We start from the raw sequence: 20,768 nt of genomic DNA on the forward strand, positions 1-20,768 counted from the left end.
TGGGTAAAACAGCGTGATAGATTATGGCGCGTGCGGAGATTAGTAATATGAATCCTATGGTTAAGCTCTCGGTAGCGGGGGTGGGAGCGGCGATGCTGCTGGGGTGTTCCCAGACGCCGGATGCACAGCCGCTCGCACTGGTGCAAGGTGATCCTTTGGATATCCGCGAAGTCTTGGTTGAGCATGAAGGCCAGAAAGCCTGTGTTGGGTATGACGCGGAAACCAACAGCTGCGCGTCGCTTGTGACTATGGCGGTGGAAGAAGACACCGTCAGGGCCCATAAAACGGTTGCGCTTTTATTGGCGGGTAACGGGGGTACGCAATACATAGATACTGTCACACGCAGCACGTTGCGCGGTGGGCAGGCATGTACGCAGGCGCAAGACATTACTGTTCTAGGCCGCGATGAAATGTCTGCTTTTGAGTTGGGAGAGGCACGGAGTGTCATCGAAGAGCATGGCGGCAGCATTTGCTCTCGCTTGTACCGCTCTGGGGAGGGATATGTTTTTGCCTCAACGGGTGCAGATGGCTCTGCTGTTGCCTACGGTGAGCAGCGCTTCAGGTTTGTTTCTGGCGATGCTAATTTGAGAGCCAGATAAGAGGCGGGTGGGAAGCCGGCCCAAACCGAGCTGTCTAAATCCGGCTTAGGCTTATCGTTTTTGGTAAGCTTGAGAGGTTTTGTGCCCCGATCTGGCCCATGTTTGATGCGATATCTTTTGCAAGGATGTCGATCAGGTGGTCAATCCCCTTTGGTCCAAGTGCTGCCAACGCAAAGTGGAATGCACGTCCCAGCATTACAAAATCGGCCCCCAAAGCCAAAGCACGTAAAATATCCAAACCGCCCTCGATACCGCTGTCAAAGATCAACGGCAGTTTGGTTGCGGCACGCACATCGGGGAGCGCTTCGATCGCGGCTGGAGCGGCGTCAAACTGACGGCCTGCGTGGTTTGAAATCCAAATCGCATCAACACCCATACCTTCCAGCTTTGTGGCGTCTTGCGGCCGCAAGATACCTTTGACCAATAGGTCCCCGTCCCACTCGTCGCGCAGCCAGTTGACATAATCCCAATCGGGCGAGGTGCGCAGCAGATAGCCCACATGAGCCGTCGGAGAGAGGCCATTGGTGGCGGCATTTGCGTATTTATCCAGACCGCGCATGTGCGGCATTCCGCGTTTGGCCATACCTGCCGCCCATGCAGGGCGCATTGCCACTTGCGCCAGTAAACGTGGCGTCAAGCGGGGCGGGTTGGTGAGGCCAGAGCGGACTTGCCGCTCGCGGCGGCTGGCAACAGGGACATCTACCGTCAGGATCAGGGTCTTGAAACCAGCGGTTTTGGCGCGGGCTAACATATCGCGGCGAATCTCGGCGTCGCGGGGGGGGTACATTTGAAACCACGCGTGTTGGCCCAAATGCGGCGCTATGTCTTCGGGGCTTTGGGTGGCGACGGTGGATATGGAATAGGGGATGGAATGACGGGCGCCGGCACGGGCCAGATGGCCCTCTGCATCGGGCCACATCAGGCCTGACATGCCTAAGGGGGCGATGCCAAACGGCAAAGGGAAGTTTTGGCCCAGAAATTTTGTTGATAAATCAGGCGTATATTCACCATGAAGAATCGAAGGCATCATGCCAACCTGATCCAAAGCTGACCGATTTCGGGCTTTGGTCGCCTCGGTTCCGGTGCCGCTGTCGAGGTACTCCCAAACGAATTTTGGAATTCTCTTTTGCGCACGTGACTTGAGATCGGAAATGGCGGGGAATTTTGCGTGAAGGTCCATAGGCTTATATGCGCCCAAGCCGATGGGCTTGTCTACTGAAAGTGTTTTGAAGTAGCGATTCAAACGAAGGTTGGGTTTGGTCCGCATGGTGTTAACGGTGAAATGACGTGGGGAACATCACAAGAACATGGTTTTCCTTGCGATAGGAAGAGGGTAGTGTGGGGGAATGAATGATTTTGACGAAAACGCTGCCTTCGAAGGTGCCTCCTTGTCCGCGCGTGCCATGGCTGCGCGTCCGCAACCTTATCTGGAGGGGTTGAACCCTGCGCAGCGTGCGGCTGTGGAGCAGATGGATGGCCCTGTGTTGATGCTGGCAGGGGCGGGGACGGGCAAAACGCGGGCATTGACCGCGCGGATTGTGCATTTGATGAACACAGGGCGTGCCCGCCCGAACGAGATTTTGGCGGTCACGTTTACCAATAAAGCTGCCCGCGAGATGAAGAATCGCGTGGGCGCGATGTTGGGGCAACCAATTGAAGGGATGCCGTGGCTGGGGACGTTTCATGCGATCTGCGTCAAGCTGCTGCGCCGCCATGCGGAGTTGGCGGGGCTGAAATCCAACTTTACGATACTGGATACGGATGATCAGTTGCGACTACTCAAGCAGTTGATCACAGCCGAAGGGATCGACGACAAGCGCTGGCCTGCGCGTATGCTGGCAGGGATCATTGACGGTTGGAAGAACCGCGCCTTGACGCCAGATAAAATCCCTGCGGCGGATGCAGGGGCCTATAACCACCGTGGCGCAGAAATTTATGCACAATATCAAGCGCGGCTTAAAGAGTTGAATGCCACTGATTTCGGCGACTTGCTGTTGCATATGGTGACGATATTCCAAACCCATGAAGACATTTTGAAACAGTATCAGCGATGGTTCAAATACATCCTTGTGGATGAATACCAAGATACCAACGTTGCGCAGTATTTATGGCTGCGGTTGTTGGCTGGCGGCCATAAGAACATCTGCTGTGTGGGGGATGATGACCAGTCTATCTATGGCTGGCGCGGCGCCGAAGTGGGCAATATCTTGCGGTTTGAAAAGGATTTTCCGGGCAGCCATGTGGTGCGGTTGGAGCAAAACTATCGCTCAACCCCGCATATTCTGGCGGCGGCCTCTGGCGTGATTGCTGGCAATCAGGGCCGTCTAGGCAAGACGCTGTGGACCGAAGCCACTGAGGGCGAAAAGCTGCGCCTGATCGGCCATTGGGATGGAGAAGAAGAAGCACGCTGGATCGGGGATGAAGTCGAGGCTATGCAGCGTGGGACACGCGGCCTGCGGCCTTTCAGCTTTGATGACATGTCGATTCTTGTACGGGCATCACACCAGATGCGCGCGTTTGAAGACCGCTTTCTGACGATCGGCCTGCCGTATCGCGTGATCGGCGGGCCGCGTTTCTATGAGCGGATGGAGATTCGCGATGCGATGGCATATTTCCGCGTTGTCACATCGCCTGATGATGATCTGGCGTTTGAAAGAATTGTGAACACGCCCAAACGAGGTTTGGGCAATGTGGCGCAGCAGAAAATCCAGATTGCAGCCCGTGAAAACGGCACAAATCTGGTTGAGGGCGCACGGATATTGCTGGCGCAAAACGGTCTCGGTGGCAAAGGCGGCAAGGAATTGCGCCTGCTGATAGAAGGGATCGACCGATGGGCGTCCAAACTGCGCGGCCCAAGGATTGCCCCGCCTGACGAGGCCGTGTTGGATGATGGCGGCCCGATCCGTATGGAATTTGGCCCGCCCGAGGTGACCCACGTCGAGTTGGCAGAGATTATTCTGGATGAGAGCGGCTATACTGCCCATTGGCAAAATGACAAAACCCCCGAAGCGCCGGGGCGGCTGGAGAATGTCAAAGAACTGGTTAAGGCGTTGGATCAGTTCGAGAATCTTCAAGGCTTTCTAGAGCACGTCAGCCTGATCATGGACAATGAAAAGGAAGGCGAGGGCGAGAAGGTCAGCATCATGACATTGCACGCGGCCAAAGGGTTGGAATTTCCTGTCGTGTTCCTGCCGGGATGGGAAGATGGTTTGTTTCCGTCACAACGTTCTATGGATGAAAGCGGCCAGAAGGGCCTCGAAGAAGAGCGGCGGTTGGCCTATGTGGGAATCACACGTGCCGAGGAAATCTGTACCATTTCATTTGCTGCCAACCGTTTTGTATTTGGCCAGTGGCAAAATGCCATGCCGTCGCGCTTTATTGACGAATTGCCAGAAGAACATGTGGATGTGCTGACCCCTCCCGGATTGTACGGCGGAAATTTTGGCGCGGCGATGCCCAAAAGCACGCTGCATGAGACGGCGGCAGAGGCGAATGTTTACAATTCACCCGGCTGGCGGCGACTGCAATCGCGCAGCGGTGCGCGGGCTGACAGCCAACCGTCCGGTGCGAAAAACATGACGATTGATATGACTGCCAGCAGCAGTTTCACCATGGGGGAGCGCGTGTTTCACCAAAAGTTCGGCTATGGCGCGATCATCGGGATCGAGGGCGATAAGCTGGAGGTGGCGTTTGAGAAGGCGGGAGACAAAAAAGTTGTCGCACGTTTCTTGAGTGCGGCGGATGATGTGCCGTTTTAGATTGGCGCGGCTGAGCGATGATTTCAAAGACTTGATTGCCAAACGCTTTCCTGTGGCAGGAGAGTGTTTTAGCCTATTTGATCCGAATATCAGTAATAATAATGAATTTGGGGGCTGTTTGGCCTGAAAGGTAAAACGGCGGGCCCCAGGGAGGTGGGGACCGCCGCTCTATGAAGTGCACCCTACCAAATGGGAGGAAGGAAAGATGCAGCTTTTACAGCGCGGGGTCATCAGTGAGGTGAGACTCTGCCGTGCTGTGTATTCACCTGCGGGCCGATGGGAGGAAAGGACCGCAGGGAATTCTTTAATTAGTTGACCAGTTCGGCCGCTTCACGTGCCAAGCGACGGAAGTCACTGCGGCAGATGCCGAGGTCGCCCATGTCGCGCTGTGTCAGCGTGTGCAGTTCGTTAAATGTCTGGCGGTAGGCCTTGCGCTGGCGCAACTTCAGGGAGATCGCGTCCATCAATGCCGCGGTGCGGCTAGGCTGTTCGGATGCGGATACCGCTGTGTCTGTGTAGTATGCCATGAGGCTCTCTTTTCATCTTTATTGCGTCTTGTTGTGATGAGTATTTAAGATTTATGGGGCATTGCGCAAGGGGTAATGCTGCAATGCAGCTATGCGTTTTGTGCAACTGCGGCATATTTCCTAAGCCATGGTTTCGAAACATAAGTTTTCAACAGCGCTCACGTTTTTGTGAAGTGGCTTGTTTCGAATTCTGGATAAAAAAATGGCGACGACATCAGGGAGGAGGAGATGCCGTCGCCTAAAATAAGAGATCCTCGGGAGGAGGATGAAGACCTCTTGGATATTCAAGAAAACCATCGGGAGGATTGTTTTCGTAGGTTCGTTTTACAGGGATTTGCTGCGCTAGCACAATCCCTTTCTCCGCAATGCTGCTATGCAGCGTATGCATATGAGGCATTTGCCTGAAAAGTTAGCATTCATGCTTAGAAGGGCGTGTCAGGTGAGGCGCGGACGTAGGCTTGCGGTTTTCGTTCAATCTGCGATGTCAGTGTGAACTTAAAGGAGACCAGCCATGTCCGTGACTATAGCCGATATCAAAGCGACCCTTGCGCGGATCAATCTGCCTGACGGTCAGAGCCTGATCGCGCATGATATGGTGCGAGCGCTGACCGTTGAGGAGGGCGCAGTCCGGTTTGTGATCGAAGCGCCTACTGCTGACGTGGCGCGTGCCATGGCGCCGATACGGGATGCGGCGGAAAAGTTGGTGTCGGAGATGGCGGGTGTCACAGCGGTGAGTGTCGCGCTCACGGCCCATGGTCCTGCACCTAAACCTGCCGCGCCGAGCCTCAAGATCGGCGGCCACCCCAAGCCGCAGGACGGACCGACAAAGCCAAGTGGCGTGAAGCGGATTATTGCAATTGGATCGGGCAAGGGGGGCGTGGGAAAATCTACGCTCAGTACCAATCTGGCAGTGGCGCTGGCCAAGCAAGGTCGCAAGGTCGGTCTGTTGGACGCTGATATTTACGGACCAAGTATCCCGCGGATGATGGGTGTAAATAAACGCCCGGCCAGCCCTGACGGCAAAACGATCATTCCGCTGCATGCACATGGCGTAACGCTCATGTCTATCGGGTTTATGATGGAAGAGGGTAAGGCTACGATCTGGCGTGGGCCAATGTTGATGGGCGCATTGCAGCAGATGCTGGGGCAGGTAGAGTGGGGCGAACTGGACGTGTTGTTGGTTGATCTGCCGCCCGGCACGGGGGATGTGCAGCTGACGCTGTGCACCAAGTCCGAGTTGACTGGCGCGATTGTCGTCAGCACGCCGCAGGACGTGGCGTTGATCGATGCTCGCAAAGCCTTGGATATGTTTAATACACTCAAAACCCCCGTGTTGGGTTTGGTTGAAAACATGTCGATGTTCGTCTGCCCTGATTGCGGATCACAGCACCAGATTTTTGGCCAAGGGGGCGTGTCAGCCGAGGCGGCCAAACTGGGGGTGCCCTTGTTAGGAACGCTCCCTATTGATCTAGAGACGCGTTTGGCGGGGGATAGCGGTACGCCTATCGCGGCTGGGGATAGTGCGATGGCGCAGGCTTATGCGCAGATCGCCGAGGGCATGATTAAGGGTGGTATGGCTTGATTACTGTGGCAGGGCTGACTTTTGGTTCGGGGTTGTGCATGTATAGAGTGTTGTCAGAACACTAAAGATTAACAGGCCTTCAAAGATCAGGACTGGCATCTCTATCAGCAATCTTTGCGGGGGGCTTGTCGGCGCCAGCAATGACGTCAGCCCTGCAAAGCAAGTGTTGACGGCTGCCAGCACTGCCGCCACGCTCCATAGCGTGCGGCTCATGGCTTTGGTCTGCTGCCAGCTTTCTGCCATCGATATCGGCCTGCCCAGAGCGGCCGAAGGGAGGATCAGGCTGAGCCGAAGCGATAACCAGATCAACGTCAACTGTATGATGAACGTCGAGAAGATGATCGAGCTGGGGGAGGGTGTGCCTGTGCCTCCGTTGACGCTGTTGCTAAACAGGACAAGAGGCGTCACCAGCGCAAGGCTGGCAGCCAGTTGTATCAAGGCCAGTGCCAGCACTCTCCAAACATAGCCGCGCAGCAAGGCGAAGGAGATAGGGGATATCGTGCAGGTATCGCGCAAGGTGTGCCGGTGCCAGAGTATGGCCATGGCTGCATAGCTTAGAATGAATGCGGCAATAACCCCTGCGGCTTTTAATCCGCTCTCGATGCTGTTCAGGATCGGCCCGGCGGGGCTCGCCAGTAGGATGCCTGGCGTGGCAAAGACCGCTATAATGCCGACAGCGGACATCATGATGAGGGCAGGCATCAAGACGGTTAATGTCGTGAGGGGGCTGCGCGTCAAAAGACGAATAGCTTGTTGCAATAGAGTGGCGGCTGTCAGCATTGGCGCATCATCCTGATTCAGTAATACCTCTTTTAGTGCGCTCCTAAGGTCTAACGCAAGTTGGACGTGTATCGCGGCGGCGTTTGCGCCCAAAGATCCGCTTGTGTGGCTCTTTGGGGGAAATCATGGACCGCGCTGTGGGAAACGATGGGAATTGTGCGGTGCGCGGCGTCGTGTTGGGCTTTTAGCGACAAGTTTCAGGGTGATTCGCGAGTGTCGGGCTGTTTGGCTGGAAACGAATGGGGAACATTGGTTGCGCTTTGGATTGCTGGGCTTGTGGGTAACTTTGTTGATGAATTATTTTGGGAATTCATGGGAAATTTTGGGGCACGTTTGATTGAGCTATATGTGGTGTCGTTTTGTAGTGGTGTCACTACAGATGCCACATGTTTGCTCTAGTTGGGCGCTAAATCTTGTTTTTTGACCCTGTGGGAAACAAGATGCAGTGGGTTTGATGAAAAATAATAGTAGACGCCCATGATTTCCCATGGCATCCCTTGTTCATCGGATGAGAACGAGACACGGGGCACCAAACGACCCCACGTAAAAATAAACTCTAGCAGGTTCATACAGGCCCTCGCTTTCATCAGACCAGAAGATCCGGCGCGCGAGCGAGCAGACATCCCCCCAGGTGGCGCGCGCAGTCGGACATCCCCGCACAGCGGGATAAAGTGGCGGGTTGATCAGTGGCAGCAGATCAATCCGCCCTTTTTATTACTGCAAGACGCATATGCAAGTGCGCATCAGTAAACGGAAAATGCGCCACAAGACAGACACCGACGGGTGTAGCGACAGGCAGGTACTAAGGCAGGCGCACGGAGCGCGAACAAAAAACGCCACGCCAATAGAGCGGGCATAAAGGACATCAAGTGAGCCGCAGGTTCAGAGGCGAAAGCCAGCATAAAGTCGACACGAAGGGGCGGGTATCTATACCGGCCTCTTTTCGACGTGTGCTGGAAGCGTCTGATCCGAACTGGAAAAGCGGCGAGACGCCCGAGCTGGTGATTGTATACGGTGATCACCGCCGCAGCTATCTTGAATGCTATACCATGGCAGCCATTGAAGAGGTCGATAGCAAGATCGACGCGTTGCCGCGGGGCTCTATGGAGCGCAAGATGCTGCAAGCGCTGTTCCACGGTCAATCTTTCCCCACTACGGTGGATGAAACGGGACGTCTGGTATTACCTGCAAAATTGCGCGGCAAGATTGATCTGGATAAAGAAGCGTTCTTTATCGGTATGGGTGACACGTTTCAAATCTGGCACCCCGAAACATATGACACGCAAGAGCGTGCCAAACAGGAAGCATGGCTTGACGAGCTGCCAGAGGACTTTGATCCGATGCAGTTCTTGGATGGCCCCGCCGGAGCGTGAGCGTGATGAGCAATACAGAGTCCGCCCCCCATATTCCCGTACTGATCCGCTCTATCCTAAAGGCCGTAGCGCCCGTGCAAGGGACGTGGCTGGACGGAACATTTGGCGCAGGTGGCTATACACGCAGCTTTTTGGATGCAGGCGCCGAGAAGGTGATTGCGGTGGACCGCGATCCACTGGCGTTCGAGATGGCGGCCCCATGGGCGGGAGAGTACGGTGACCGTCTGGTCATGCAAAAAGGTGTGTTCTCCAAAATGGACGAATACGCGCAAAACCTTGACGGCGTTGTGTTGGACCTTGGCGTTTCCTCTATGCAGCTTGATCTGCCTGAGCGCGGTTTTTCTTTTATGCGTGACGGACCTTTGGATATGCGGATGTCGCAGGACGGGCCATCGGCTGCGGATCTGGTCAACGAAGCTTCCGAGGAAGAGCTGGCCAATATCATCTTTCTCTACGGTGAAGAACGCGCCAGCCGCCGCATCGCTAGATTGTTGGTGATTGCGCGGGGCGAAGCGCCGATTGTACGCACGGCGGAATTGTCGCGTCTGGTAGAAAGCTGCCTGCCGCGTGCCAAACCGGGGCAGAGCCACCCCGCCACACGCACATTCCAAGCCCTGCGCATTGCAGTAAACAACGAATACGGTGAACTGTGGGCTGGTCTCATGGCGGCTGAACGGGCGCTGAAACCCGGTGGCAAACTGGCAGTTGTGACGTTCCATTCCGTAGAAGACCGCATGGTTAAACGGTTCCTGACCGCTCGTGCAGGGGCAGGGGGCAATGCCAATCGCTTTGCACCAGAGCTGGAGCAAGACGCCCCGCAATTCACACTGAAATCGCGCAAGGCGATCATTGCTGATGCACTCGAGCTGGATGAAAACCCGCGTGCGCGCAGTGCCAAGCTGCGGGTGGCGACACGAACCGACGCGCCAGCAGGCGAGATTGACGCAAAGGCCATCGGAATGCCGATGATGAGGGAAAAGAAGCCATGAAAAGCTTTATGTATGTTTTGACCGCTTTATGTGTGATCGGATTGGCGTTTTGGGCTTACCGCGAAAACTATGCCACCCAAGCTGTGCTCAATACGACTGATCGCCTGCATTCCGAAATCCGCTCGGCGCATGCGCGACTGGCTGTCTTGCGTGCCGAGTGGGCCTTTCAGAACCGTCCTGAACGGTTGCGTGACCTTACCGAGCTCAACTTTGAACGGTTGCAATTGCTGCCGCTTAACCCTGAACAATTTGGTCAGGTGGATGAGGTGCAATACCCTGCGCCTGATCTGTTGCTGATCACAAATTCTGTTGAAGTATCCACTATGAATGCAGAGGACCCGCTATGATCCGCACACCTTTGCGCCCCCTTGCACGGATTCTCAAAGCGCGTGCAGATGGTGAAAATCCCGATGCGATTGAAAACCAAAACCGTCGTATCCGTCATGAACAGATGCGAGACAAAGACCGTGGCCGCGCCGAGGGGCGCTTGTTGGTACTGGGTGTTTTCTTTTTCTGTGCATTCGCGGTTGTGGGCGCGCGCATGGGGTTGCTGGCTGTTTCCGATCCTGTAGAGCCACGTGCGCAAGCGCCCGGTTCGATCATCGCGAATACGCGCGCAGATATCGTTGATCGCAATGGCAGCATCCTTGCGACTAATCTGGATACGCACGCGCTTTATGCGCAGCCGCAAAATATGATTGACCCCGAAGGTGCCGCTGCAGCTTTGGTCAAAATCTTTCCCGATCTCAAACATGAACGGTTGATCAAGGATTTTACGGGAAAGCGTAAGTTCCTGTGGGTGAAGAAGAAAATCAGCCCCGAGCAATTGCAGGCGGTTCATGATATTGGCGATCCGGGACTGTTGTTTGCACCCCGTGACATGCGCCTTTATCCCAACGGTACGTTAGCGGCCCATATCATGGGCGGTGCCAGTTTCGGACGTGAAGGCGTGAGTGCAGCCGAAGTGATCGGTGTGGCTGGCGCTGAGAAGTACTTTGATGACTACCTGCGCGATCCTTCCAACGCAGGCAAGCCGCTGGAACTGAGCCTCGATCTGGCTGTTCAGGCCGCATCCGAGCGGGTTCTGGATGGCGGTATGAAGTTGATGAACGCCAAAGGGGCGACCTCTATTTTGATGGACGTTTACACTGGTGAAGTGATCAGCGTCGTATCTTTGCCCGACTTCAACCCAAATGACCGCCCGCGCCCTGCAATCGAGGGCGACGCGTCGGACAGTCCGCTGTTCAACCGCTCGGTTCAAGGGGTGTATGAGCTGGGCTCGACCTTCAAGATTTTTGCGGTGGCACAGGCGATGGAGCTTGGGCTGGTGAACCCGAGCACGATGATTGACACATCTGGCCCGATGAAGGTCGGCGGCCGTACGATTGGCGAATTCAGGGGCAAGAATTACGGCACGCTCTCAGTGTCGCAGATCATTGAAAAATCATCGAACCGTGGCACAGGCCGCCTTGCCCTGATGATCGGCAAAGAACGCCAGCAAGATTTCCTACGTAGCCTTGGCCTTTTTGATAGATCCCCATTCGAGATCATCGAAGCGTCGGGTAGTCAGCCGTTGTTGCCCGCCCGTTACACCGATCTTTCGGCAGTTACGATTTCTTATGGCCACGGTATCTCCACGACAGCCATGCATTTGGCGGCGGGTTATGCCGCAATTGCGAATGGGGGGCGGGTTGTGAAACCGACCTTGATCAAACAAAGCGGCCCCGTTCTGGGCAAGCGCGTGATGCGTGAAGATGTGGCAGCAGCGTCGCGGCGGATGTTGCGGGCTGTGGTGGCAGGCGATGATGGCACGGCGTCGTTCGGTGATGTTGAGGGTTATTTTGTGGGCGGTAAAACTGGCACAGCGGATAAGCCAAAGCCGGGCGGTGGCGGTTACTATAAAGAAAAAACCATCACGACATTCGCCTCGATGTTTCCTGCAAACGATCCGCGCTATGTGTTGATTGTGACGTTGGATGAACCCGTCGAGACGTCCAGTGGCAAACCGCGCCGTACGGCAGGGTGGACAGCGGTTCCCGTCGCGGCCGAGATGATCCGACGTGTGGCGCCTTTGCTTGGTATGCGGCCAGCCATTGAACCCGCCGAACTCGCTGGTATAACCCTCACCAGCAGCAACTAAGCCGGAACAGGCCCTATGACATCCCCCGAGAAAATCACATTGAAATCCTTGGGGCTTTTGGCCGTGGGGGGACAGAATCCAGAAATAAGCGATCTGCAGGTTGATAGTCGCAAGGTGACAACTGGAACGCTTTTTGCGGCCTTGCCCGGATCGGTGGTGCATGGCGCAGCCTTTATTGATGCCGCGCTGGAGCGGGGGGCGATTGCAGTACTGACTGATGCCAAAGGTGCGCAAATTGCAGGCGATGCGATTACCGCAGCGGGGGCGGCATTGGTCATCACAGACGCGCCACGAGAAGTCTTGGCACGCTCCGCTGCTTTGTGGTTCGGGGCCCAACCACAAACAATGATCGCGGTGACAGGCACCAATGGGAAAACTTCGGTCAGTACCTTTGTACGTCAAATCTGGCTTGAGATGGGGCTGGCCGCCATCAATCTGGGAACCACAGGAGTTGAGGGCGCATGGACCGCGCCACTGGCCCACACGACGCCCGAGCCCATCACTCTGCACCGCAGTCTGAAGCAAGCGGTGGCCGAGGGTGGGATCACCCATGCGGCAATGGAGGCTTCCTCGCACGGGTTAGACCAGCGCCGGTTGGACGGGGTGAACCTGACAGCAGCCGGGTTTACAAATTTCACTCAGGATCATCTGGACTACCATGAGACCTTTGAGGCGTATTTTGACGCCAAAGCAGGTCTGTTTGCACGGGTATTGCCCGAAGATGGCACGGCAGTTGTGAATATTGACGATCCAAAAGGCGTGGAGATGGTCGCCATCGCACGTGCGCGGGGCTGCGATGTCATTACCGTGGGCCGTGACGGGGGCGATTTGCATCTGACAGGCCAACGCTTTGATGCGACAGGGCAGGACTTGCTATTTGTCTGGAACGGGAAATCCTATCAAAAACGTCTGAATTTGATAGGCGGATTTCAGGCAGATAACGTGATGCTTGCGGCGGGGCTGGTCATTGCTTGCGGTGCGAACGCTGCCGATGTTTTTGACACGATCCCGCATCTGACAACGGTACGTGGTCGTATGCAATTGGCCGCCACCCGCGACAATGGCGCGGCGGTGTTTGTGGATTACGCGCATACGCCAGACGCTGTGGCAACGGCACTTGCTGCGATGCGCCCGCATGTGATGGGCCGCCTTGTGGCGATTGTGGGGGCAGGCGGCGATCGCGACACCGCCAAGCGCCCATTGATGGGGACCGCAGCGGCGCAAAACGCCGATGTTGTGTTTGTGACAGATGACAACCCGCGTTCGGAAAATCCCGCAAACATTCGTGCGGCGGTGATGGGCGGCTGCCCTGATGCGACCGAAGTAGGGGACCGCGCCGAAGCGATCCTGCGCGGCATTGACGTGCTGGAGCCGGGAGATGCATTGTTGATTGCCGGTAAGGGCCATGAAACGGGTCAGACCATTGGCGATGATGTGCTGCCCTTTGATGATGTAGAACAAGCCAGTGTCGCAGTTGCCGCGCTGGACGGGAGGCTGGCATGAGTTTGTGGACCGCAGCAGAAGCCGTCGCTGCCACTGGCGGGCGGGCGCAGGGCGATTGGACCGTTGACGGGGTCTCAATCGATACCCGTACACTTGAAAAGGGTGATTTGTTTGTCGCGCTTAAAGATGTGCGCGATGGTCATGATTTTGTAGCGGCAGCCTTAGACAAAGGGGCAGGGGCTGCGCTGGTCTCGCATATTCCCGATGGGGTGGCGGCAGATGCGCCGCTGTTGATTGTGGAGGATGTGCTGAAGGGGCTGGAAGCCTTGGGGGCGGCGGCACGGGCGCGAACCTCTGCCAAAGTCATCGGGATTACAGGGTCGGTTGGGAAAACGTCGACCAAGGAAATGCTGTTGGCAATGCTGGCACCGCAAGGGCGGACCCATGCCAGTGTGGCAAGCTATAACAACCATTGGGGTGTGCCGCTGACGCTGGCGCGGATGCCTGTCGATACGGAATACGCAATTATTGAAATGGGCATGAACCATCCGGGTGAAATCTTGCCGCTGACCCGGCTGGCCCGCCCCCATGCCGCCTTGATCACCACAGTTGCCGCCGCGCACCTTGAGGCCTTTGACAACATCACAGGCATCGCGCTGGAAAAGGCGAGCATCTTTGACAGCCTGCCCATTGGTGCGCCTGCCGTCTATAATGCTGATGTTGAAACCTCTGCTATTCTAGCTGCAAAAACCCATGACAAACGCCTGCATGGTATCGCCTTTGGTGAACACGGGTTTGATTGGAAACTGAAAAATCTGGATATTCAGGGTGATATCACGGTTGTGCAGGCCGAATTCGACGATAAGCCGCTGCTGTTCAAGCTGGCCACACCGGGGCGGCATTTTGCCATGAACGGGCTGGGAGCCTTGGCAATTGTACAAGCGATTGGCGCTGATCTGGGGCAAGCAGTGACAGAATTGGGCCGTTGGACCCCCTACAAAGGCCGTGGCCAACGTGAGGTCATCCAATTGGATCCGCTGGACCCGCGCGAAGCTCTGAGCCTGATCGACGACAGCTATAACGCCAACCCGACCTCGATGGAGGCGTCACTGGAAGTATTGGCAGGCGCTGTGACCTCGGACGGTCTGGGCCGCAAAGGCAAAGGTCGCCGGATTGCGTTTTTGGGTGACATGAAAGAACTGGGCGAAGATGCCGTGGCATTACACGCTGGTTTGGCCCATCTGGATACAACAAAATCGCTGGATGTGATCCACTGTGTCGGTCCGCTGATGCGTGCGCTCTACGATCTGTTGCCCGAACACCAGCGCGGTGACTGGTTTGAGACCTCTGCCGAGATGTGCGCAGGGCTGCGTCACAAGCTGGATGCTGGCGATGTTGTGCTGGCCAAAGGGTCTTTGAGCATGAAATTAGGGCTCATCGTTGACGCCATCCGAAAAATGGGCCATCCGCTGTCGGAAGATTAGCCCCTGATTGTGGGGCGCGGGCGGCGAAGCCCACAAGATGTGGCGATTTTGCACAGAAGAATGAATAAGGACGATGTATGCTCTATTGGTTAACCCTGCTGTCAGATGGCGGTGATTTCTTTAACCTTTTCCGCTATATCACCTTCCGTGCAGGTGGTGCGTTTATGACTGCACTGGTCTTTGGGTTTATCTTTGGTCAGCCGTTGATCAACATGCTGCGCCGTACCCAAGGCAAAGGCCAACCCATCCGTACGGATGGCCCTGAGGGGCATTTTGCTAAGGCGGGCACGCCAACCATGGGCGGTTTGCTGATTGTAGGGGCATTGTTGACCTCGACCCTGCTTTGGGCGCGGTTGGACAACGCGTTTGTCTGGATGGTGCTTTTTGTGACCATGGGTTTTGCCGCCATCGGCTTTGCTGATGACTATGCGAAGGTCAGCAAGCAGAATGTGGCGGGTGTGTCCTCTAAGGTGCGGTTGTTGCTGGGCTTTTTGATTGCAGGCATCGCGGCATATTGGGCGGCGCAATACCATCCCGAGAATTTACAATACCAGCTGGCGCTGCCCGTATTCAAAAACACGCTGCTGAACCTCGGTTACTTCTTTGTGCCCTTTGCGATGATCGTGATTGTCGGTGCGGCCAATGCGGTGAACCTGACAGACGGTTTGGATGGTTTGGCGATCATGCCTGTAATGATTGCAGCGGGAACGCTGGGCGTTATTGCCTATGCGGTTGGACGCGTGGATTTCACCAATTATCTGGATGTACACTACGTGCCGGGAACGGGCGAAATTCTTGTGTTTACAGCGGGATTGATTGGCGGGGGCTTGGGCTTTTTGTGGTATAATGCGCCACCTGCGGCTGTGTTCATGGGCGACACAGGCAGTCTGGGTTTGGGCGGTGCTTTGGGGGCCATCGCAGTGGCAACCAAACATGAGCTGGTGCTGGGCATTGTCGGTGGCTTGTTTGTTGTCGAAGCGATGAGTGTGATCATTCAGGTTTTGTACTTTAAGCGTACAGGCAAGCGGGTGTTCCTGATGGCCCCGATCCACCACCACTATGAGAAAAAGGGCTGGGCCGAGCCGCAGATCGTGATCCGCTTTTGGATCATCTCGCTTATTCTGGCTCTGATCGGTCTCGCTACGCTGAAAGTACGGTAAATGGCGGGGCCCGTTAAAGATACACAGGCGATGATTTCGGGAATGGCGCCTGTGCTGGACGAAACGATTTACCATTTTTGCGTGGCCCCCGAAGACCTGTTGCCAGAGGCGCTGGCCAGTTTCCGTGAGGAAGAAGGCCTGTCATTGATCCTGAGTGATACTGTTGCCGAGAAAAACGGGCTGCCCCGCGATTTGCCTATGCATCGGATCACTCTTACGGTTCATTCCGCATTGGACGGTGTTGGCCTGACTGCGGCAGTTGCAACTGTACTGGCGCAGGCGGGGATCGCGTGCAACATGGTGGCAGGGGCACATCACGACCACGCCTTTGTACCCGCTGGTGATGCGCAACGCGCCGTGGCGCTTTTGAAAACATTGGCTGCGGGCGATTGAACGCAGAATAGGGACGATCAAGATGATACCAGTTCAAGGCATGCAGGGATTGCGGGTTGCAGTGTTGGGGCTGGGGCGGTCTGGCCTATCGGCGGCACGTGCCTTGGCAGCAGGCGGGGCAGAGCCGATTTGCTGGGACGATAACCCGCTTGCACGCGAGGCAGCGCAGGCCGAAGGCTTCGCTTGTGTCGAGCTGACCCGTGATGGCGCGTTTGAAGGTGTCGCGCGGTTGGTGGTAAGCCCTGGTATCCCGCATCTATACCCTACACCCAATCGAGTGGTTGCTGCGGCATTGGATGCTGGAGTGCCTGTGGACAATGACATCGGCTTGTTTTTCCAAAGCTTTGCAACATCAGAGTGGGATGAGTTCGACGTCGCCCCACGGATCATTGCGGTGACGGGATCAAACGGTAAATCAACAACTTCTGCACTGATCCACCATATTCTGGAACATGCTGGCCGGAACTCGCAGTTGGCGGGTAATATCGGGCGTGGTGTGCTGGATATTGAGCCAGCTCCCTCAGGCGGTGTGGTTGTGTTGGAGCTGTCCAGCTATCAAACTGATCTGGCCCGCAGCCTGACGCCCGATGTGGCGGTGTTCACGAACCTCAGCCCCGATCATCTGGATCGCCATGCGGGCAAAGGCGGTTATTTCGCGGCCAAGCGCCGTTTGTTCGCCGAAGGCGGACCTGACCGTGCTGTAATCGGTGTGGATGAGGCCGAAGGCGCGTTTTTGGCAGGGCAACTCAGCGAAGGCGCGGTTGACGACCGTGTGATCCGCGTGAGTGTGGACCGCAAGCTGACAGGCCCCGGTTGGCAGGTGTTTGCGCGCAAGGGCTTCCTGAGCGAATACCGCAATGGCAAACAGGCGGCCTCGATTGATCTGCGTGCGGTTGCCGGATTGCCGGGCGCGCATAACCATCAGAACGCTTGTTGTGCCTATGCTGCATGTCGTGCCTTGGGCTTGGCGCCCAAAGTGATTGAGGCCGCGTTCCACAGCTTTGGCGGTTTGCCCCATCGCAGCCAGACAATTGGCGAAAAGAACGGTGTACGTTTTGTGAATGACAGCAAGGCGACAAATGTTGATTCAGCGGCCAAGGCGTTGCAGGCTTTCAAGAACATACGCTGGATTTGTGGCGGGTTGGAAAAAGAGGGCGGACTGGACGGTTTGACCGATGCGTCGTCTTCGGTGCGCAAAGCCTATGTGATCGGGCGTGAAGCGGCCGGATTTGCCATGCAGCTCAAGGTGGAGGCGGAGGTCTGCACCACGATGGCGGATGCCGTGGCCCGTGCGATTGCGGATGCTGAGTCTGGCGATGTGGTGCTGCTGGCCCCTGCGGCGGCCAGCTTTGATCAATATGACAGCTTTGAAAAGCGCGGCGATGATTTTTCGCAGCTTGTTCAAGCGCATATCGCTAAGGGGTGAAACCCAGCCTAGCGTGAGGCGTTGATGTCTGCTGCTGCGGCCATTGCCGATGACCATGCCCATTGGAAGTTATAGCCTCCCAGCCATCCCGTTACATCCATTGCTTCGCCGATAAAATAGAGATCAGGCTGGGCCTTGCAGGCCATGGAACGGGAATTGAGCGCGTCGGTGTCAATGCCACCCAAAGTGACTTCGGCTGTACGGTAGCCTTCGGTGCCGTTTGGGAGGAGCTCCCAATGCTGCAAACCCTGCATCAAGGCGTCAAGGCGTTTGTCAGACCAATCCGCCAGATTTCCTGTCAGGTCAAACACTCCCGCGAGATGTTCAACCAGCCGCGCTGGCAAGTGTCGGGCCAGTTCCGTTGTCATGTTCTTGCGGCCTCCAATCTGGCGCTGTTGGCGCAGGGCCTCATACATGCCGCTGGGCAGGATATCCAAAAAGACGGGGGCACCCTCCACCCAATATGACGAGGCTTGCAGCACAGCAGGGCCAGAAAGGCCGCGATGGGTGAACAACAGGGCTTCTTCAAATACGGGGCCGTCTGCGTGCATGCGGGCAGGGACCGCGACACCTGATATCTCGGCAAAGCGGCCATCGGCGAAGGTAAAGGGCACAAGGGCAGGCCGCGTGGCAGTGACAGGGATGCCGAACTGTTGGGCGATGTCATAGGCAAAGCCTGTGGCACCCATTTTGGGAATGGATTTTCCGCCCGTTGCAATGACCATACGGCGTGTGGTGACTTTGTGGGTCTTCTCTGGCGTCGCGAGCGTGAAACTATATCCCGCATCGGTGGCGCGTATGCCCGAGACAGAGCTTTGCAGGCGCAGGTCTACATCACGCGCCTGCATCAGTTTGTGCAGCATCGCGATGATGTCTTTGGCGCTGTTATCGCAAAACAACTGCCCTAGCGTCTTTTCGTGCCATGCGATGCCATGGGCCTCAACCAATGCGACGAAATCCCATTGAGTATATCGCGCCAACGCTGATTTGGCGAAGTGGGGGTTTGCACAGATAAAGGCCTTTGGATCAGTGTGCATATTGGTGAAATTGCACCGCCCACCACCCGAAATGCGAATTTTTTCGCCCGCCGATTTTGCGTGATCAACAAGCAGAGTACGCCCGTCCAGATGGGCGGCAGCCATCATGCCTGCGGCGCCAGCGCCGATTATTACTGTGTCAAATTCCATCTGGCAGGGGTGCCTCATGGCGCGGCGGCGGTCAAGCCTTCGTGAGGGGGCTTGCCGCGCATGTTGGGAGGTCTAAGTGTATTGCGAAACAAATAGGAGATTTCCAAATGACAGCACTTCGCGCAGGTAGCCCTTTTCCAAAAACAGACGTTGACCAGCTTGGCGGTGGCACGCTCACCCTTGGTGCGCCACGGGGCGGGCATGACTGGCAGTTGGTCGTTGTTTATCGCGGCCTGCATTGCCCGATCTGCAAAAACTATCTGGCAAAACTGCAAGAACTGGAGGCGGAATTTAACAGCCACGGTGTTGATGTTGTGACTGTTTCTGGCGATCCAGAGGAGAAAGCACGTAGTTTTGCAGATGAAAAAGAACTGACGCTGGCGGTGGGCTATGATCTGAGCGTGGCACAGATGAAAACGCTTGGCCTCTATGTATCCGATCCGCGTAGCGAGAAAGAAACCGATCGTCCTTTCGCCGAGCCGGGCTTGTTTGTGGTGAATGCCGAAGGCAACATCCAGATCATTGATGTGTCTAACGCGCCCTTTGCGCGGCCCGAATTGCAGGGCATTGCAAACGGGATCAAATTCATCCGCAGCAATGATTACCCGATACGCGGTACACACGAGGCTTAAATCCCTGTGGAAAACGCTGCGAAAACACTGGCAGCGCAGCGTTTTCCGCGCTATGCTGCCAGTTAGACCCCCGATCAAGGGGGCAGGCAGGCAGTGTAAGGCGTATATCCATGACAGAAATGGTCTATGGTGCAGTCCCCGTAAGGGATGGCGAACCAATTCTCCCTAAATGGTGGCGGACGCTCGATAAATGGGCGCTATCGTGCATCTTGATGTTGTTTGCCGTCGGCATGTTGCTGGGGCTGGCAGCCTCCCCTCCGCTTGCAGAAAAGAACGGGTTTGAGCCTTTCTATTATGTTCAGCGTCAGGCCTTTTTTGGCGGGCTGGCGATGATTGCGATGTTGCTCACCTCCATGATGACACCGACTGTGGTGCGCAGGTTGGCTGTTGTGGCCTTTGCTATCGCTATGGTTTCGTTGATGTTGTTGCCATTCTTTGGAACAGACTTTGGCAAAGGCGCAATACGCTGGTACAGCCTTGGCTTTGCCTCTGTTCAGCCGTCCGAGTTTTTGAAGCCGGGTTTTGTTGTGGTCACCGCATGGCTTATGGCTGCGAACCTTGAGATTAACGGCCCTCCAGGCAAGGCGTGGTCCTTTGGTTTGTGTATTGCCATCGTGCTGATGCTGGCATTGCAACCTGACTTTGGTCAGGCCTGTCTGGTGTTGTTCGGTTGGGGCGTGATGTATTTTGTTGCTGGCGCGCCGATGGTGTTGTTGGTTGGGATTGCGGGGCTGGTTGTGATGGGGGGCTCGCTCGCTTATTCCAGCTCTGAGCACTTTGCGCGTCGAATTGACGGCTTTCTCAGCGCCGAAGTCGATCCCAATACCCAGTTGGGCTATGCCACCAATGCGATCCGTGAAGGGGGTCTATTTGGCGTAGGGGTTGGAGAGGGCGAAGTGAAGTGGTCGCTTCCCGATGCACATACTGATTTTATCATTGCTGTCGCCGCCGAAGAATACGGGCTGGTTTTGGTGCTGTGTATCATTGCACTTTATACGCTTATTGTTGTGCGCTCTCTGCTGCGTCTGGTCCGTGAGCGTGATCCGTTTATCCGTCTGGCGGGTACAGGGCTTGCTTGCATGTTTGGCGTTCAGGCGATGATCAACATGGGTGTTGCCGTGCGGTTGTTGCCTGCAAAAGGCATGACACTTCCGTTTGTGAGTTATGGCGGGTCTTCCATTATTGCCTCTGGTATCGCGCTGGGGATGTTGTTGGCATTTACTCGCTCGCGCCCACAAGGCGAGATCAGCGCATTGCTGGGAAGGGGGCGGTCGTGAGTACAGTTCCCCTATTGG

The 20,768-nt window shown here is 56.0% G+C and carries 18 protein-coding genes; 14 read left to right on the plus strand and 4 right to left on the minus strand.

Annotated features, from left to right (window positions below; translation table 11 throughout):
* Nucleotides 1-47: 47 nt before the first annotated feature.
* A complete protein-coding gene (locus GGR95_RS06160) occupies nt 48-599 on the plus strand; it encodes a hypothetical protein (RefSeq protein WP_184563899.1) in 552 nt (183 codons plus the stop codon).
* 34 nt (nt 600-633) lie between these two features.
* Here GGR95_RS06160 and GGR95_RS06165 read toward each other — a convergent pair whose 3' ends face one another.
* Nucleotides 634-1,779, minus strand: coding sequence for an alpha-hydroxy acid oxidase (locus tag GGR95_RS06165; protein WP_184563901.1), 1,146 nt, complete (start codon nt 1,777-1,779; stop codon nt 634-636).
* 166 nt (nt 1,780-1,945) lie between these two features.
* On the opposite strand from GGR95_RS06165, the gene GGR95_RS06170 reads away from it, so the two are divergent.
* Nucleotides 1,946-4,357 carry an ATP-dependent helicase gene (locus tag GGR95_RS06170; RefSeq protein WP_184563903.1) on the plus strand — a complete coding sequence of 804 codons (2,412 nt, stop codon included), beginning with the start codon at nt 1,946-1,948 and terminating at the stop codon, nt 4,355-4,357.
* A 308-nt stretch (nt 4,358-4,665) separates the two neighbouring features.
* Here GGR95_RS06170 and GGR95_RS06175 read toward each other — a convergent pair whose 3' ends face one another.
* Entirely contained in the window at nt 4,666-4,884 is a 219-nt protein-coding gene (locus GGR95_RS06175; RefSeq protein WP_246423305.1) for a YjiS-like domain-containing protein, read from the minus strand.
* Between the two features lie 511 nt (nt 4,885-5,395).
* Between GGR95_RS06175 and GGR95_RS06180 the strand changes: the two genes are divergently transcribed.
* Nucleotides 5,396-6,466, plus strand: a complete 1,071-nt coding sequence (locus tag GGR95_RS06180; protein WP_184563905.1) for an Mrp/NBP35 family ATP-binding protein — start codon at nt 5,396-5,398, stop codon at nt 6,464-6,466.
* On the opposite strand, the gene GGR95_RS06185 is transcribed toward GGR95_RS06180, so the two are convergent.
* Complete coding sequence (locus tag GGR95_RS06185) at nt 6,467-7,246, minus strand: hypothetical protein (protein ID WP_184563907.1); 780 nt, start codon at nt 7,244-7,246, stop codon at nt 6,467-6,469.
* Between the two features lie 869 nt (nt 7,247-8,115).
* On the opposite strand from GGR95_RS06185, the gene mraZ reads away from it, so the two are divergent.
* The 9 genes from mraZ to murD all read left to right on the plus strand — a co-directional run bounded on the left by mraZ (nt 8,116) and on the right by murD (nt 17,654).
* Nucleotides 8,116-8,619: a division/cell wall cluster transcriptional repressor MraZ gene (gene mraZ / locus GGR95_RS06190; RefSeq protein WP_184563909.1), complete on the plus strand. Its 504-nt coding sequence runs from the start codon at nt 8,116-8,118 to the stop codon at nt 8,617-8,619.
* Between the two features lie 5 nt (nt 8,620-8,624).
* Nucleotides 8,625-9,608, plus strand: coding sequence for a 16S rRNA (cytosine(1402)-N(4))-methyltransferase RsmH (rsmH, locus tag GGR95_RS06195; RefSeq protein WP_184563911.1), 984 nt, complete (start codon nt 8,625-8,627; stop codon nt 9,606-9,608).
* Nucleotides 9,605-9,955: a cell division protein FtsL gene (gene ftsL / locus GGR95_RS06200; protein WP_184563913.1), complete on the plus strand. Its 351-nt coding sequence runs from the start codon at nt 9,605-9,607 to the stop codon at nt 9,953-9,955. Before rsmH ends, ftsL begins: the two co-directional genes overlap by 4 nt.
* Nucleotides 9,952-11,748: a peptidoglycan D,D-transpeptidase FtsI family protein gene (locus tag GGR95_RS06205; RefSeq protein WP_184563915.1), complete on the plus strand. Its 1,797-nt coding sequence runs from the start codon at nt 9,952-9,954 to the stop codon at nt 11,746-11,748. The genes ftsL and GGR95_RS06205 overlap by 4 nt, the downstream gene beginning before the upstream one ends.
* Nucleotides 11,749-11,763: 15 nt before the next feature.
* The gene (locus GGR95_RS06210) at nt 11,764-13,251 is read left to right on the plus strand and encodes a UDP-N-acetylmuramoyl-L-alanyl-D-glutamate--2,6-diaminopimelate ligase (RefSeq protein ID WP_184563917.1); all 1,488 of its coding nucleotides are present in this window, start codon (nt 11,764-11,766) and stop codon (nt 13,249-13,251) included.
* Nucleotides 13,248-14,675 (plus strand): UDP-N-acetylmuramoyl-tripeptide--D-alanyl-D-alanine ligase, encoded by a 1,428-nt coding sequence (locus tag GGR95_RS06215; protein ID WP_184563919.1) that lies wholly within the window; start codon nt 13,248-13,250, stop codon nt 14,673-14,675. The genes GGR95_RS06210 and GGR95_RS06215 overlap by 4 nt, the downstream gene beginning before the upstream one ends.
* A gap of 77 nt (nt 14,676-14,752) precedes the next feature.
* Nucleotides 14,753-15,835 carry a phospho-N-acetylmuramoyl-pentapeptide-transferase gene (gene mraY / locus GGR95_RS06220; RefSeq protein ID WP_184563921.1) on the plus strand — a complete coding sequence of 361 codons (1,083 nt, stop codon included), beginning with the start codon at nt 14,753-14,755 and terminating at the stop codon, nt 15,833-15,835.
* Nucleotides 15,836-16,228, plus strand: a complete 393-nt coding sequence (locus GGR95_RS06225) for an ACT domain-containing protein (RefSeq protein WP_184563924.1) — start codon at nt 15,836-15,838, stop codon at nt 16,226-16,228. It abuts the gene before it with no gap.
* Between the two features lie 22 nt (nt 16,229-16,250).
* Nucleotides 16,251-17,654 (plus strand): UDP-N-acetylmuramoyl-L-alanine--D-glutamate ligase, encoded by a 1,404-nt coding sequence (gene murD, locus GGR95_RS06230; protein WP_184563926.1) that lies wholly within the window; start codon nt 16,251-16,253, stop codon nt 17,652-17,654.
* Nucleotides 17,655-17,662: 8 nt separating this feature from the next.
* Here the strand turns inward: murD and GGR95_RS06235 are convergent, their stop codons facing one another.
* The gene (locus tag GGR95_RS06235) at nt 17,663-18,841 is read right to left on the minus strand and encodes a BaiN/RdsA family NAD(P)/FAD-dependent oxidoreductase (protein ID WP_184563928.1); all 1,179 of its coding nucleotides are present in this window, start codon (nt 18,839-18,841) and stop codon (nt 17,663-17,665) included.
* Nucleotides 18,842-18,948: 107 nt separating this feature from the next.
* Between GGR95_RS06235 and GGR95_RS06240 the strand changes: the two genes are divergently transcribed.
* Nucleotides 18,949-19,473 carry a peroxiredoxin-like family protein gene (locus GGR95_RS06240; RefSeq protein WP_184563930.1) on the plus strand — a complete coding sequence of 175 codons (525 nt, stop codon included), beginning with the start codon at nt 18,949-18,951 and terminating at the stop codon, nt 19,471-19,473.
* A gap of 110 nt (nt 19,474-19,583) precedes the next feature.
* Nucleotides 19,584-20,750 (plus strand): putative lipid II flippase FtsW, encoded by a 1,167-nt coding sequence (gene ftsW, locus GGR95_RS06245; protein ID WP_184563932.1) that lies wholly within the window; start codon nt 19,584-19,586, stop codon nt 20,748-20,750.
* Nucleotides 20,751-20,768: the final 18 nt, after the last annotated feature.

Source organism: Sulfitobacter undariae (assembly GCF_014196805.1).
GTDB classification, from domain to species: Bacteria; Pseudomonadota; Alphaproteobacteria; order Rhodobacterales; family Rhodobacteraceae; genus Sulfitobacter; species Sulfitobacter undariae.